Source organism: Agathobacter sp., from assembly GCF_977054825.1.
In genome coordinates this window covers 22967-37261 of sequence record NZ_CDRTEH010000022.1, presented here as the reverse complement: position 1 = coordinate 37261, position 14295 = coordinate 22967, and the positions used below count along the sequence as shown (strand labels likewise).

The following is a 14295-nucleotide window of genomic DNA, read 5'->3' as shown; positions in this document are numbered from 1 at the left end:
AAGGATTTACATTCTTACCGAATTTCTTTGGCATGAAATAGTAACCTACTGTTCCTACCAATAACACAGCAATTAAAATAACCAGAATACGCAGTTCCTTTTTCATACACTCTTTACCTCCACAAATCCCGATTTAATAGTCTCCTGAACAAGGCTACCATATGGGTTATTCTACCACATATTCATCCTTAATTCATCTAAAATTTTCACGATTGATTTACCATATATCTAAACTATCTTCCTAATCCACCCAAGCCTGCATCTCGTTATCCAAGACCAACCGGGCATACTCCATAGGGTTGTCAATGGCAAGAGCGTTCAATGCACATTTTGAATTTGGGGAAACACATAAAAAGCTGCTCATCAAATATCCCCCGGATAATAATGTGGAGGATACAACAAGTACACCGAGTAATATTTTCCAGCTAAATACATTGATAAAATCGTACAAAATGAGTATAATAATAGTACGAAGAAAGGAAGTGGTGATATGTCAATTACAGCAACTGAATTGAAAAATAATCTTGGAAAATACTTATTATTATCTGCAAAAGAAGATGTTTTTATCACAAAGAACGGAAAGGTAGTGGCAAAACTGACAAATCCACATCAGGACAGAGTAGAAGTAGCAAAATCCCTGTTTGGAATCTTACCAAAGGATGCAGGCCTGAACGAAGCAAAAGAAGAAAGGCTTGGTGCAAAATAGATGAGGATTCTTGCAGATACAAATGTGATAATAGATGCCCTGACTTCAAGAGAGCCATGGAATAAAAGTGCAGAAGAAATATTTCTTATGGCAGCAAATCATACAATCGAAATGTACATTACTGCAAGTTCAGCAACAGACATCTATTATCTTATAAGGAAACATTTGCATAACATAGAAGCAGCAAAGATGATAATGGGAAAGCTTTATTCATTGACTGGAATATTAGAGGTTACAGCGGATGACTGCATGAATGCACTTGCATCTGCAATCAGTGACTATGAGGATGCAGTTGTTGAAAAGGTGGCATCCAGAAAAGATATGGATTATATTGTCACAAGAAATATAAAAGATTATCAGGCAGGTGGAACAAAGATAATTCTGCCAGATGATTTTGTTAAACTTGTTGAAGAGGAATAATTTTTACCACCAAATCGTCAAAATACGAACTGGTTGTATTTTTGGTCAGTTTTGCAAACTAGGAGACATCTTTTTTTCTCACCGTGAGAATTTTCTATTTAACTTTTAATGTAAGTCATTAAGCCAACACCCTTAACAGTTAATTTGTAACTCTTCTTTATCTTTTATTAGGAATAAGTTAACACACTCTTCTGTCTATGTATTCTTTTCAATTATAATAGCTATCATTTTTAATTTTGATAGTAGAAGAAAAAATTTCAGGGAAACACCAAAGGTATTACTAAATTTTTCCAATAAGACCTACATCACTTCCTTAATGCTATAATTCTATAATGAAATTATTTTACATATGCATTAATCATTGCACCTTTTGTTTCCATACTATCTCCCCAAGGAACAGATATAAACTTCAAATCCCTGTCTGCAAGCAAGTCTTTAAATTCAGCTCGTCTCTCTTCTTCATTACAAATGTTAAATGTGATATTAAAATCTGCCATTTCGCAGAATTCATTATTTGAAATCTCCTGTATTTCTCTAAAACCAGTTTCATCTTTTGCTTGCATATAGATGAAATAATCAACAAAAATCTTAGGGCACCTTTGAGAGTCGAATGGTAATAAACCCATTCCCGCATCACCATACGCTACCAAGCTATTACCCTCTACATCAAAACGTAATGAATCAGTCATTACCTCCTTGGTTGTCTCCCCTGTATAGCTTCTGCATGTTTGAGACTTACCACACCCCATAACAACACAGCCTTTACCATTAATAACAAATAAATCTGCATAATAAATTCCAGTCACCTCAAAACCTCCTTATTTTTCATTTTCATTACCTATGCTTGATGTCCTACAGTAACATTATTCTAAATGGTCACTCTAACCTAAATTCACGTTATTATTATATCTCAAATCAAACAAAAAAGCTATTTTCTTTTCATACATTCATTTAGAAAAAAGTTTCACACACTCCTTTTGCATCGCCCTTTCAAAATCTGCAAACGGCATATTCAGTCGCTTTGCCCCTAATTCCGGCTCTATTATACCATCCTGTACTAACGAATATATTTCAAGATATCGCCCTTCCTGAATGCCACGCTTTTTATGGTCATCCATAATTTCAAATGATACCATTTATTGAAAAGTCATTACATATCAGTCACAAAATATTTAAAATATATGAAACACCTACAATAATAACGCTCATTATTGAAAATGCTTCTATATTTCCTCGTGATATTTTAGAAACTAATAAACCAATTATGCTAATCATAACCGAGATTATAAGATAGAACAGATATAATAAAACAATAAATTGCCATATAGACAAGTCCGATATAATATATGGTAAATGCATAGTCCTCTCAATCATCAGACTATCAACCCCTGCATTCAGATTTCCTAAATCAAATATAATATACTTTGTCACAAATTCAATAAATGCAAATAATATACATATCAACAATGAAATTAATAAACTAATGTTCAGCCGCGATTTTAACAATATCATTCTTCCATTTTTAGATGATTTAATCATAGCTAATGTTCCTGCATATATATCATCTGTATACATAGGTACCACAATCAATAGAATAACTATTATCGGTATAACATTAAACCTCAAATTTTCAATATAATCACTTATTTCAATATCATAAAAATATTGTGCACTTTTATCCAGACTATCATAATACTCTGTTTTCTCAACAATGTATTTGACAGTTGCTATTCTATATTGAGCTTTCTTTTCTTCGTTGATTATAGAATGATAATCCTTACCATCTATTTTGCCATTATTAAATGCAATTTCATTCTTTTGCTTATCATCGATAATAGCTTGGAATTTCTGATATTCTGAATTAATGTATTCTTTTTTTTCAATTGAATATTCGCCTTCCATTTCATTCATATAATTTTCATACACAGACTTATGATATCCATTAAACATAGTTGTTCTCATCTGTCCCGCCATGATGCTTTGAATAATTAGTCCAACAACAAAAATTATATATACCTGAGGTTTTGAAAGAACTTTGTATAATTCCATTTTGGTAACATTATTCATTATCCTTCCCACCAATCTTCTCAAATTTTGTCAGACATCCTTCTTTAATCAATATTATATAGTCAGCCACTTCCTCTACGTCTGATAAAATATGTGTTGATAACACAATAGTTTTTGTTTTAGATAATTTTCTAATTAGATTTTTAAATCTTGCCCTTTCTTCCGGATCGAGTCCCACTGTCGGCTCGTCGAAAATAATAATCTCCGGATTAGCTACACATGTTATTGCAATTCCAAGTCTTTGCTTCATTCCTCCTGAAAAAGATTTAACCTTATCGTTACGATTCTCATACAAATTAACATCCCTTAACACCTGTTCCACGTTTGAATCTAATTCTTTTTTATTTACACCTCTGAGATACCCAAAATACTCTATGGTTTTTTTTGCTGTGAAATTTGGATAATAACCTACATTTTGTGGCAAAAAACCAATTTTTTCCCTATATCTGTCATCTAATTCTTTTATATCAGTTCCATTATATAAAATTTTGCCTGAACTCATATCCAAAACATCTGACATTATATTCATAATAGTAGATTTACCAGATCCATTTGGTCCAATCAATCCATAAATACCATTTTCAAATTTGATGCTGATTCCATGCAATACTTCTTTACTGCCATATCTTTTTTTAATATCAATTAACTCTAGCATGATATTTTTTAACTCAACTTTCCCTAAAATTCGTGTTATAAAAATAGTAACCCAGCGCTATCACTATAATTGCAAAAACCAGATTAATTATTAAAGAATAACTTAATAACTGAATTGGAACTCCCATTAAATTAATAGGTTCATATTCCTTAAAATAATTGACACTTTCACTAATCAATGGAAACGGTGTGTACTTTCTAAGAATATCATAATTTTCAGCTTCTCTGATTGTGCCACCAGATAAAGCAAAATATTTTCCTGATAAAATATAATTAATTGCTATGCCTCCCAGACCAATAAATGTATTAATCGCTATCGGCACAATATTACTTTTAAAAAATAAAGAAACAAAAATAAATACACTAGATAATACAAAAAAACCAATTGCCCTCATAATTACTACTCCAATTATCATCTCAAATAAAGTAATACTATAAGGTGAATGTAAGAAAGCATTATTTAAGAGAATTGATGTATTCCATTGATCTATTTTATTCCAAAAAACTGACCATATTGTCATTCCCAAAGTTTCAACCACTGATGCCATTATCGAAAAAAATAATGTTATCACTATTTTATTCCGATAAGATAACTTCCCACCTCTATATGATGATTTAATCATATAAAATGTATTGTTATTATGTTCATTCAAAAACAAAAAAGAAGAAAATAAAATAATTACAATAATAAATACAATATCTACAATATCAGTTACGCAAAATAAATCATATACTTCATTTAAAGTCTCACTTTCTCCAATTACAAGATTAGTCTTCTTTCCATATAATTTATTTATCGTTTCGTTCATTCTCTTATAATATCCAGACTCAGTTTTTATTTTAATTTCAGAATCAGAAATAACACTATCCCTATATTCAACAACATTATGACAATTTAAAGCATCTTTATCCAATGTCAGATAAACAAACATTTCATTCATTACATCTGCATTTTGTGTTTCTTCGTATTTGTTTTGTAACTCCATTACTTTTTGCTCTATCACATCATATTTTCGTTCTGAAAAATCACCAATATATGCAGAAAACTCTCTTAAATTTATTTTCTCATTAGCATATGCATTATATGAAATTGCCATTGAAAAAATAAAAGCCACAATCATAGAAATCATAAGTATTTTACATGATAATATTTTTTTAATTTCATATCTCATTGCATCATCTCACCATAATTCTTCCCATCAAGATCCATGTAAGCTACACCACCATTAAATATTGTATATATTTTATCATTTATTTGAAAGGCAGAATCCGCTCCCATATTTACACAAGCTGAATAATCGGCAATAATTTTTCCGTTTTTATCATATATTATTTTGTTACCATTATCTCCACCACTGGCATATATATATTTATTCTGTACAGAAAAGAAAAGCGCATTATCTGCTATTTTTATAGAACTTTCATCATCCGGTGACAACTTATATAATTCGCTAAATTCATTTGAATAATATATAAAATTCTCATCGTTATCCGCCATAAACGCCTTACCATTTGATGCTATTGATTTACTCTCAAACGTTGTTAAATTTACCTTGACAATTTCATTTATATCATTGATATAGTAATAATTTCCATTCAAAATAGCTCCCCATGGAAATTTGCCAATATTGTAATGACAGTATATAATATTAAAATTCTTGTCCAACAAATAGGCATGTCTATCACCATCTACTTTTACTATATCATCCGACAATACCCTAACATATAAAATAGCCTCACTATCATCAATTGCTAATTCTGATGACATATCAGTTGGAATAGAATTTTTAAAGACTGTTTTTCCCGATTCTGCCTCAACAATAGAACCATACAACCTATTTTCACCTGATACAACTTTACTTTTGTTATAACATTTGTATATTTTACTATTGAAAACAAAATACTCACCAAGTTCAACATATGCTTCACACGTATCATTGCTGTGTGAACAAGCTGAATTTCTGCAATTCACATTAAGCTTTTTGTCGTTTTTTTTATTAGAATAATTATACGATTCATATATTTGATTCTCACAATCAAAAAAGATATAGTCGTCATCATAAATGGCACCCAATCCATTCAACCTTTTTGCTTGACAAAATTTGCCATTTCCTATAAATAATTTATCGTTATCCTTTGTATTGCTATTGTTGCATTCTATTATCCCCAATGCAATTATTCCTGCAAACATAATTAATATAACACCAACTAGTATTTTATTTTTCTTCATTTATGTATACCTTTCTGTTAAGAGATTTGCCAGCCGTGATATAATCATCTATACATTCTACAGTTACTACAAACATGACATGTTCTCCTTTTGATAAAGTATTCGTATTTACTTTCATGTTAATATATTTGTCTTTTCCTTGCCATAAAAAATACTCTTTTTTATCGAATCCAGGGAATAATTTTCCGTCACAAAACAATAATGTTTCATTTTTACCTTCTGTAATATCTGATGTAAAATACTCTCCCACATCATTAGAATATATAAAATTATGGATATATTTTTCTTGCTCATATATTAATCCTTGTTCTTTTATTTCATCTCTTATTACTTCATCTATACTTTCTATATAATTATACGTTGGTTGAATAATTTCATCACATTCTGAATTATCATATAATGAAACTATTTTTTGAGCACAATATAATATATCGTTTTCATATATGGTTATTTTTTCCTTTTCAGCAAAAGGTATTCCCAACAATACTATATTTTTTGATTTTTCTGACAATCCATCTGGTATAAAATCTATCTTTATTCTTTTTTCTACCCCATTTTGTAACATTATATATTGCATAACTGCAGATTTACTTCCGTCTATAGAATATTGAATCGGTACTCCATCTAATAGCAATACACATAAAATGGAAATAGCTTTATCGTCAATCATTTCATTCTTTATATACATGCTAGCGCCTATTGAAAAAGTGCCCCCTTGATATACTAATGGTTCATTCAAAAGTAATCCATACTTTTCCTTTCCTGTTTGCTCGTCTTTTACACATTTATATATATTTGCAATACACGATACCTCTTTTTCTACACTTGCATTACTATTTTGTACCAAATTCATTTCATCATTAGTGTAATTATTAATATTGCCACATGATGATAAAATAGTACTCAGTAATAATATTTTTATAATGCAACGAATTCTCATATTTTCACCTTTTTACCATTCAAAACACGCCCTCTCACATTCACAAACTTGCACAATTCTAATGTTTTTTCGCTAGTCAACTAATCATGCTCATATATAAAGGAGAGGATAACACCATTCACTTCCTTTGAAATTAAGAAAATCTGCTTATGGGTTAGCATAACACATCATTTTGCCTTATTTTCGGAGATTCTGAATTGCTACACCTTTTTTATTATAATAAAAAAGGTTCAATTATTATTAAATCAAACCTTTTTAATTATACTACCCTATTATTTATAATATATTGTCTTAGTGCCTTGACCATATGTATCATCTTTAACTTTCAAGCATGAAGAACCTCTAGATGCTGAGAAACCATATGCAGCATCCGCACTAGCTGTAATATGATATGTATTCTGTGCACTTACACTCTTTACTTGATTGTCATTAGAATTGCAGAAATGTACGACTTTTAATGACACACTGTCGAACTTATACATTTCAGGTTGTGATGCATAGCCCGTTATTCTATATAATATTCCTCCATGTGAAGTTTTACCAATACTCATTGACCAATTTTTATTAGACTTTCCTCCTGATGTGTATAAAACGTCAGCATTTGCACTTATAGTTTCTCCAAATATCAGTACTAAACCTAGTATCATTGCTATAATCTTTTTTCTCATTTTTTCTCCTTAATCTAATTCTTTTATAGTTATTTAATAAACGTCTCAACCAATTGATTTCAATTGGTCTTTGTGATTAATTTTCCAAAACATATTCAATTGTCATACTACTTGTTTGTCTTTATTAAGGCATGCCCAAAATCTGATGTTCTATGTCAATTCAAAAACGCTTCTGAATACTGACATTTTTTCTCACATATTATGAAATTTATCCATAAGAAGCAATAAAATCTTTTATCAATTACCTATTAATTCTTTTTCAATTTTTTGGCTTAAAGATTTAGGTTTTTTAACTTCATACATGAAACCTGCACAATTTGTACATGACTTTTTTAAAGCAAAAGTAATCACCAAATTTCGTATTATTCTTTTACTATAATTTTCCTCTGCCATATTTTCTCCTCCCTAGCATAATTTCAATTATTTGTCTGTTCAGAACTAGTGAAAAAACTGATATGCCATGCTTGCATGTAAACAGCAAATTCTTGTTCTAAAGGTAGCTCGAATAGAGCCATTCCACAGATATGATCAAAATTTACTTCGCAGTCGCGGGAAAGCACGAGCTTCGTACAGTTTTACAAATATTCACTAGGTGGTTCTGAATATTTATCTTAATCTAAGAATTACACAATTTATTAATTTATACAAGATATTTGGCGCAAACGACATAAAATTGGCTGTGAATAGCTTGCTGATAGTGTTATTGCTCATTGTAGAAAAAAATAGCATCTGTTATAATTTACTTACACTAATCAAGGAGTAGCATATATGTTTACCATAATTTGGGAATTTATAATAAATCTATTAGAATCGTTTCTATTTGCTGTAATTTGTAATGCAAAATTTACTAAACGTCAATATCATTATCATACGGCTGAACAAACATTATTCATACTATGTAAATCACTATTAATTACTCTTATGAATATAAGCAAGATATCTACCATTATTTCTTTAACATCTGTACTATTACTTAATATTATTTTCTTAATATTATTTTTTGTTAATCCTATTTTTAATAGTTTTTTTGTCTCTTTTATCTATTGCCTGATACTAATAACTTCAGATGCTTTGACTTTATTAATACCAATAAAGTTTTATAATATAAATCTCTCACAGGTATTATATTTGGGAAATATGCGAATACTTTTTTCCTTAATATATATATCCATAATTGCCTTGTTTGTAATCATATTTTTGCTTTTTACTCCACAGGTGTTTGTTTTAGGAAAACTTGATAAAATTTCCTATTTCATAATTTCTACTATATGTGTCATATTAGAAGAAATTGTACTTATTATTTTATTAAAACAGCCAATATACGCTGAAAACTTTTTCCACTTACTCTTATTTATTTTCGGACTTACACTATTTTTATTTGTATATATTTCCATATATATTTATAGACTTGGAAAAGAAAAAGAAAAAAATGACAGACTTATTCAGAGTATTACAATTAATCAAATGGAAGCTCGACAAAATGAGGAAATAATTAATTCCACCCATAGTCTTAGGGTATTTAAACATGACATCATGAACCATATGAGCATTCTATATAAACTTGTAGAAAACGGTAAAAATTCTGACGCCTTAAAATACATATACCAGATAAATAACTCTATAGAAAGGACATCATATACAATCTCAACTGGAATAATCCCCATTGACTGTATTATGACAGCAAAACTCTCGAAAGCACTAGATAATAATATTTCTATAAAACATCAGATTCATTTTCCAGCTAATTATAACATTTCAGATATGGATTTGTGTTCATTAATTAGTAATTTACTTGATAATGCTATAGAAGCCAACTGTAAGTTAGACATGACTAAACGTAGACTTCAAATTGAAATTAAACCATATAACAATATGCTACTACTATTTATATCAAATAGTTCAAATGGTATATACCTTTATGGAGGAAATGGCAACCTTTTAACCACAAAAACATCTAATAAAAACGAACATGGCATCGGAATAAAAAGGATTAATGAGATTGTAAAAAAATATAATGGCATCATAGAATTTAATCCCGGCACTGAGATTTTCTCAGTTTCTATTTTATTTCCTTTAGATAATTGATTGGAGGATAATTAATGATTATTAACATCACAATTCTTGAAGATAATGAAAGTGATTTCATAACACTCTCAGACTCAATAAAAAAATGGGCTGCTAACACAGGGATTTTAATAAATATTATTTGGCTTAATTCATATAAAAAATTTATTAAATCCTTGCCTACTCTAAAATGTGATTTATTCTTTTCTGATATCGAATTAAATTGCAATAACTCATTCACTGGAATTGATGCATGCAAACAGCTCAGAGAAAGCGGTTACACAGGTATTATTATATTTCTTACTGCATTTAAGGAATATGTATTTGATGGTTATGATGTTCAAGCATTCAACTATCTTTTAAAACCAATTAACTATGGCACAATAAATAATTGTCTCGATAAATTTATTCATTTATTTAGTCGAGAATTTTATTATTATCACAAGGGCAACGATATTATTAGCATACCTTACAATGATATAATATATATAGAAAAAAATGGACATGATGTAATCCTTCATACTACATCAAATGTATTTGTCGAAAGAACTTCTTTAAATGAAATATCAAAACGACTCCCAGTTTTTTTTATTCGAGCTCATAAATCTTATATTGTTAATATCAATAAAGTTTTATCTCTAAGAATTAATGAACTTTTTTTGCCAAATAACGTTACCATTCCTGTAAGTAGAAGTTATCTCACAAATATAAAGAAAAAATTATTAGAAATTGCACGATAGAGGTTTTTATGATCCACAAAATTTCATATTACTTTTCAATAAAATTATCCAGTAACACTGATGAACAAGAAATTCTTCAGTATGGTTTTGAATGCCTTATTAACTCAATAATTCCAATATCATTTTTTTTACTTTTCGCAATATTACAAAATATAATTTTCGAAACGCTAATATGGATAACATTATTCTTACTCTTAAGGAATTATATTGGCGGTTACCATGCTTCAACCTCTATTCGTTGCATTGTTTTAAGTACTTTATATGGACTATTCATGATCTTATGTATGAAATATATACATTCAGTCCACCTTTTCATTGAAGTTTTAATTTGTTCAATAATTACCATTTACCATATCATTTTTGGAATAATTCTTAATGATAAAGATCTTGTTATCAACTATAAAAAATATAAACTCTTAAGCCTAATTATTATACTTATAGAATCTATTTTTATAATCGTTTTTAATTTGAATAGCTGTAGATTACATTTATGTATATTTATTAGTATGATTTCCGCTGAGCTTCTTCATTATATAGAAAAAATTAAAGTAATTATACGCAAAAAAGCTCACTGATTATAAATAAAATTCTATATATTTTTATTTAATTTAATTCTTAAAAAAGTAAATAAACACGAAAAGGAGAGTACGATGTTTTCATCCCCACTAGCCTAACTCACTCTCACATAATCTTTTTTGCAACTATTCAAGTCCAAAAGCTGATACCCTATGCTTGCATGTGCATGACGTTATTCTTAACATTTTCTTTCATTTAATAATAACGTTTACAATTTACCTGCTCATAAACAAGTGCTCTCTGAATATCTCCCGAAACAGCTTATCGGCACTCCAAAATACATTATCAGGTGTCACGACAGCCTTACAGCCGATTGGTTCGATACCTGCCTTCTTATATTCCGCCAGAAAGATATCCATTTGTGACGAATTAATGCCTGAAAAGACCAGAAGCTCCGCCGGAAAATCTGCTCCGCTATACCTTAAACCATCCTTTTTGAATCCGGTTATTCCGGCTATTGCACCGAGCTTCTGTCCGTAATCTGATTTTTCCACCTGCTGCACTGATATTCCAAGAGTTTTGCACAGGGCTTTTATTTTTTCCACTTTTTGAGCTGCTACACTAAATAACAGTATTTTTTGCGTAGATTTCTGCTGCATTCTTAATATCTCCTAATTCAAGACAATTATGTTTGTAACTATTTAGAACCCAAAACCTGCGGTTCTGAATAGTTACTAAATTATCTCATATTGCATCAGCTCGTATTTCAGTCTGCTTCCCTCCATGATTTCAGGTGGGAGCAGTGCCCTTGCCACAAGCTTCAGATCGTCTGATTCGATATCGCATCTCTTTAAATTAGCATAGTCTCCGTCTATGGAAACTACCTCGTAATACCATGTTTCCATGGTTTTTCCTCCTAAATTTACAACTTTCTGCCGCATTTTGGGCAGAATTCAAAATCCTCTGTAGTTGTATATCCACAATTGCTGCATCTTTTTATTGTGTTTCCACTTCCATTTTCAAAGCCATAACCATACTGCGGGTTTACACGCTGCAAATGCTGTGGCAATATCTCCACATCCTCGCCTTTTGCTATCCTGCGTCCTATTTCCGGATCAAGCTCGTAAAGCGCATTACAGCATGTGGTCTGCACATAGTAGTGCCTGTTCCATTTAAAACACGGAATGAAGAACAGTGACAGCACCATGTATGTCATATACACCTGATACCTGCCGTATCTGCCACATTCATCGCAGGTAATGACCTGATTGAAGTCAAAGTCCTTCCTGCCGTCCGTTATTCCCATCATAAAAAACATATATGATGCCTCCGTTTATCTGTGCCACAATCCCCAGAAGTCTCCAAGCGACTCTCTCGTATGAAATCCCCGCTCATCGTCAACCACCGGTATTGATTTGGCATCCATTTTCTCTATATTTACATAAGTACCCTGACTCACCATTGCAAATACCCTGTCTATCTGCTCCTCTGTGCCCTGTATCTCCATAAATACCGAGCCGTCAGGGTCATTTCTCACCCAGCCTGTTGCGCCAACACTTTCTGCCGCGTGCTCTGTTCTGTAGCGGAAACCTACTCCCTGCACCGAGCCGTACACTCTTATCTGCTTTCTGATGATTTTGCTGTCGTAATCACTCATATGCACTCACTTTCCTGATACACATTACTTTCAGTCTACAATAATCCTGCAAACAGCCTCATAATTGACTGCCCCAGTCTTCGTCTTGCACTTCTTCCGGTCCTGTACTTCTCTGTCACCTCCGCAGACTCAGTGAAAAGCCTGATAAAATCATCCCTGATTTCATGCACCACCTCACAATCTGCCATAAAACAGCCATTCTCGAAGTGATGATAAAGGCTTCTGTAGTCAAGATTTATGGTGCCGCAGGTTGCCATGATATCGTCTGCCACACTCATCTTTGCATGGCAAAAGCCCGGTGTCCACTCAAAAATCCTGACACCATGCTTCACAAGCTGGTTGTAGAAGGAGCGTGTCACGCTGTATATTGGTTTCTTATCAGGGATGCCCGGCGTGATGATGCGCACGTCAACTCCACGTTTGGCGGCAAGTGTCAGCGCATGGCTCATCTCATCGGTGATGATAAGGTAAGGAGTGATAAACCAGCAATAGCGCTGTGCCTTGTTTGCCATGCTGATATAGACATCCTCACCCACCTGCACGTTATCGAGAGGACTGTCTGCATATGGCTGGATAAAGCCGCTCTGCTTTGCCTCATAATCATAGTGCAGCAGATATTGCGATACATCCACCTCGCGCGGCACCTTGCGCTCTGATGCATTCCACATCTCGAGAAATGCGATGGTAAACGACTTGACAGCATCTCCCTCGAGCCTGATTCCCGTGTCCTTCCAGATTCCGTATGGGTGTGTCACGTTGAAGTACTCATTTGCCAGATTGTAGCCGCCGGTATATGCGATTTTTCCATCAATTACCGTGATTTTTCTATGGTCACGATTGTTCAAAAACATGTTAAAGGCCGGTGCAACCGGGTTGAACACCCTGCATTTGATGCCAAGCTTTTCCATCTTTTCCGAGAAATCCCTGTCTATGAAAAAGATTGAGCCCATATCATCATAAAACACCCTGACCTCGACTCCTGCCTGCACGCGCTCCGTGAGCACCTTCTGGATACGATGCCACGATTCCTTGTCCTCTATGGCGTGATACTCCATGAATATAAATTTCTCTGCCTTCGATAAATCGTGAAGCTGCGCTTCAAGTCCCTTTGATGCCTGGTCATAATATGTCACATCTGTGTTCTGATATACCGGATATAGTGCATTTTTTGCCAGATATGTTGAAATTCCCGCTGCCTGTGGCACCTTTTCATACATATCGGATAGTATGTCTGTATTTTCCGGCAGACATGGGAGAAGCATGGAATCCACCTCTTCAAACCTTGCACGCATCTTATGCGGTGCGCCGTTTAGTCCGACTAACAGGTAAAGCGACACTCCCATTATCGGAAATGCCAGTATCAGTATAATCCACGGTGTTGTCATGGATGCGGTCTGCTCACGATTGTACAGTCCGAGCACAAGTATGATTGCAAGGACGCTTGTGGTCGCATTTATCGCTGCCGCATATTCATTTAGCCTTGTAAACATATAGACCATGAAAACTGCCTGCAATAATATCGCAAGCGCTGAAAAAACCATTCTTTTTAAACCATTCTGTGTTTTTTTCGTTCCCTCGTAGGTTTTTTCCTTCATCTATTATGCCTCCATTATCTTACTGTCTGTAATACCAA

At 32.4% G+C, this 14295-nt stretch carries 19 protein-coding genes and 1 pseudogene; 5 read left to right on the top strand and 15 right to left on the bottom strand.

Annotation, left to right across the window (positions count from 1 at the left end; all coding sequences use genetic code 11):
- Positions 1-241: 241 nt before the first annotated feature.
- Positions 242-340: pseudogene (locus tag ACW6PM_RS12545) on the bottom strand (DUF6061 family protein); the annotation flags it as partial.
- Positions 341-490: 150 nt separating this feature from the next.
- Here ACW6PM_RS12545 and ACW6PM_RS12540 point away from each other — a divergent pair.
- Both ACW6PM_RS12540 and ACW6PM_RS12535 read left to right on the top strand, forming a co-directional pair.
- Positions 491-706, top strand: coding sequence for a type II toxin-antitoxin system Phd/YefM family antitoxin (locus ACW6PM_RS12540; RefSeq protein ID WP_456057370.1), 216 nt, complete (start codon positions 491-493; stop codon positions 704-706).
- Positions 707-1126, top strand: coding sequence for a PIN domain-containing protein (locus ACW6PM_RS12535; protein WP_456057369.1), 420 nt, complete (start codon positions 707-709; stop codon positions 1124-1126). It abuts the gene before it with no gap.
- A 338-nt stretch (positions 1127-1464) separates the two neighbouring features.
- Here ACW6PM_RS12535 and ACW6PM_RS12530 read toward each other — a convergent pair whose 3' ends face one another.
- From ACW6PM_RS12530 to ACW6PM_RS12490, 9 genes are all read right to left on the bottom strand, one after another.
- A complete protein-coding gene (locus tag ACW6PM_RS12530; protein ID WP_456057368.1) occupies positions 1465-1932 on the bottom strand; it encodes a hypothetical protein in 468 nt (155 codons plus the stop codon).
- 141 nt (positions 1933-2073) lie between these two features.
- Positions 2074-2262 (bottom strand): hypothetical protein, encoded by a 189-nt coding sequence (locus ACW6PM_RS12525; RefSeq protein WP_119224046.1) that lies wholly within the window; start codon positions 2260-2262, stop codon positions 2074-2076.
- 25 nt (positions 2263-2287) lie between these two features.
- Positions 2288-3193 carry a hypothetical protein gene (locus ACW6PM_RS12520; protein WP_178582445.1) on the bottom strand — a complete coding sequence of 302 codons (906 nt, stop codon included), beginning with the start codon at positions 3191-3193 and terminating at the stop codon, positions 2288-2290.
- Complete coding sequence (locus tag ACW6PM_RS12515; RefSeq protein WP_012741137.1) at positions 3186-3848, bottom strand: ATP-binding cassette domain-containing protein; 663 nt, start codon at positions 3846-3848, stop codon at positions 3186-3188. Before ACW6PM_RS12515 ends, ACW6PM_RS12520 begins: the two co-directional genes overlap by 8 nt.
- Positions 3849-3861: 13 nt before the next feature.
- A complete protein-coding gene (locus ACW6PM_RS12510; RefSeq protein WP_456057367.1) occupies positions 3862-5019 on the bottom strand; it encodes an ABC transporter permease in 1158 nt (385 codons plus the stop codon).
- A complete protein-coding gene (locus ACW6PM_RS12505) occupies positions 5016-6077 on the bottom strand; it encodes a hypothetical protein (protein ID WP_456057366.1) in 1062 nt (353 codons plus the stop codon). The genes ACW6PM_RS12510 and ACW6PM_RS12505 overlap by 4 nt, the downstream gene beginning before the upstream one ends.
- Positions 6064-7017, bottom strand: coding sequence for a hypothetical protein (locus tag ACW6PM_RS12500; protein WP_456057365.1), 954 nt, complete (start codon positions 7015-7017; stop codon positions 6064-6066). Before ACW6PM_RS12500 ends, ACW6PM_RS12505 begins: the two co-directional genes overlap by 14 nt.
- A gap of 272 nt (positions 7018-7289) precedes the next feature.
- The gene (locus ACW6PM_RS12495; RefSeq protein ID WP_015568007.1) at positions 7290-7685 is read right to left on the bottom strand and encodes a hypothetical protein; all 396 of its coding nucleotides are present in this window, start codon (positions 7683-7685) and stop codon (positions 7290-7292) included.
- Positions 7686-7922: 237 nt separating this feature from the next.
- Positions 7923-8078 carry a cyclic lactone autoinducer peptide gene (locus ACW6PM_RS12490; protein WP_456057364.1) on the bottom strand — a complete coding sequence of 52 codons (156 nt, stop codon included), beginning with the start codon at positions 8076-8078 and terminating at the stop codon, positions 7923-7925.
- Between the two features lie 375 nt (positions 8079-8453).
- Here ACW6PM_RS12490 and ACW6PM_RS12485 point away from each other — a divergent pair, with 375 nt between their 5' ends.
- The 3 genes from ACW6PM_RS12485 to ACW6PM_RS12475 are packed head-to-tail and all read left to right on the top strand — an operon-like array spanning position 8454 to position 11064.
- Positions 8454-9770, top strand: a complete 1317-nt coding sequence (locus ACW6PM_RS12485) for a sensor histidine kinase (RefSeq protein WP_178582441.1) — start codon at positions 8454-8456, stop codon at positions 9768-9770.
- 14 nt (positions 9771-9784) lie between these two features.
- Positions 9785-10489 (top strand): LytR/AlgR family response regulator transcription factor, encoded by a 705-nt coding sequence (locus ACW6PM_RS12480; protein ID WP_117689931.1) that lies wholly within the window; start codon positions 9785-9787, stop codon positions 10487-10489.
- An 8-nt stretch (positions 10490-10497) separates the two neighbouring features.
- Complete coding sequence (locus tag ACW6PM_RS12475; protein WP_022293166.1) at positions 10498-11064, top strand: accessory gene regulator B family protein; 567 nt, start codon at positions 10498-10500, stop codon at positions 11062-11064.
- Positions 11065-11280: 216 nt separating this feature from the next.
- On the opposite strand, the gene ACW6PM_RS12470 is transcribed toward ACW6PM_RS12475, so the two are convergent.
- The 5 genes from ACW6PM_RS12470 to cls form a co-directional block, all read right to left on the bottom strand.
- The gene (locus tag ACW6PM_RS12470; RefSeq protein ID WP_456057363.1) at positions 11281-11664 is read right to left on the bottom strand and encodes a DUF3783 domain-containing protein; all 384 of its coding nucleotides are present in this window, start codon (positions 11662-11664) and stop codon (positions 11281-11283) included.
- Between the two features lie 75 nt (positions 11665-11739).
- On the bottom strand, positions 11740-11910 hold the full coding sequence (locus tag ACW6PM_RS12465) for a hypothetical protein (protein WP_055060849.1): 171 nt from the start codon (positions 11908-11910) through the stop codon (positions 11740-11742).
- Positions 11911-11927: 17 nt separating this feature from the next.
- Entirely contained in the window at positions 11928-12323 is a 396-nt protein-coding gene (locus tag ACW6PM_RS12460; protein ID WP_456057362.1) for a zinc ribbon domain-containing protein, read from the bottom strand.
- A gap of 15 nt (positions 12324-12338) precedes the next feature.
- On the bottom strand, positions 12339-12662 hold the full coding sequence (locus tag ACW6PM_RS12455; RefSeq protein WP_330021608.1) for an acylphosphatase: 324 nt from the start codon (positions 12660-12662) through the stop codon (positions 12339-12341).
- Between the two features lie 35 nt (positions 12663-12697).
- On the bottom strand, positions 12698-14257 hold the full coding sequence (gene cls, locus ACW6PM_RS12450) for a cardiolipin synthase (RefSeq protein WP_456057361.1): 1560 nt from the start codon (positions 14255-14257) through the stop codon (positions 12698-12700).
- Positions 14258-14295 lie beyond the last annotated feature (38 nt).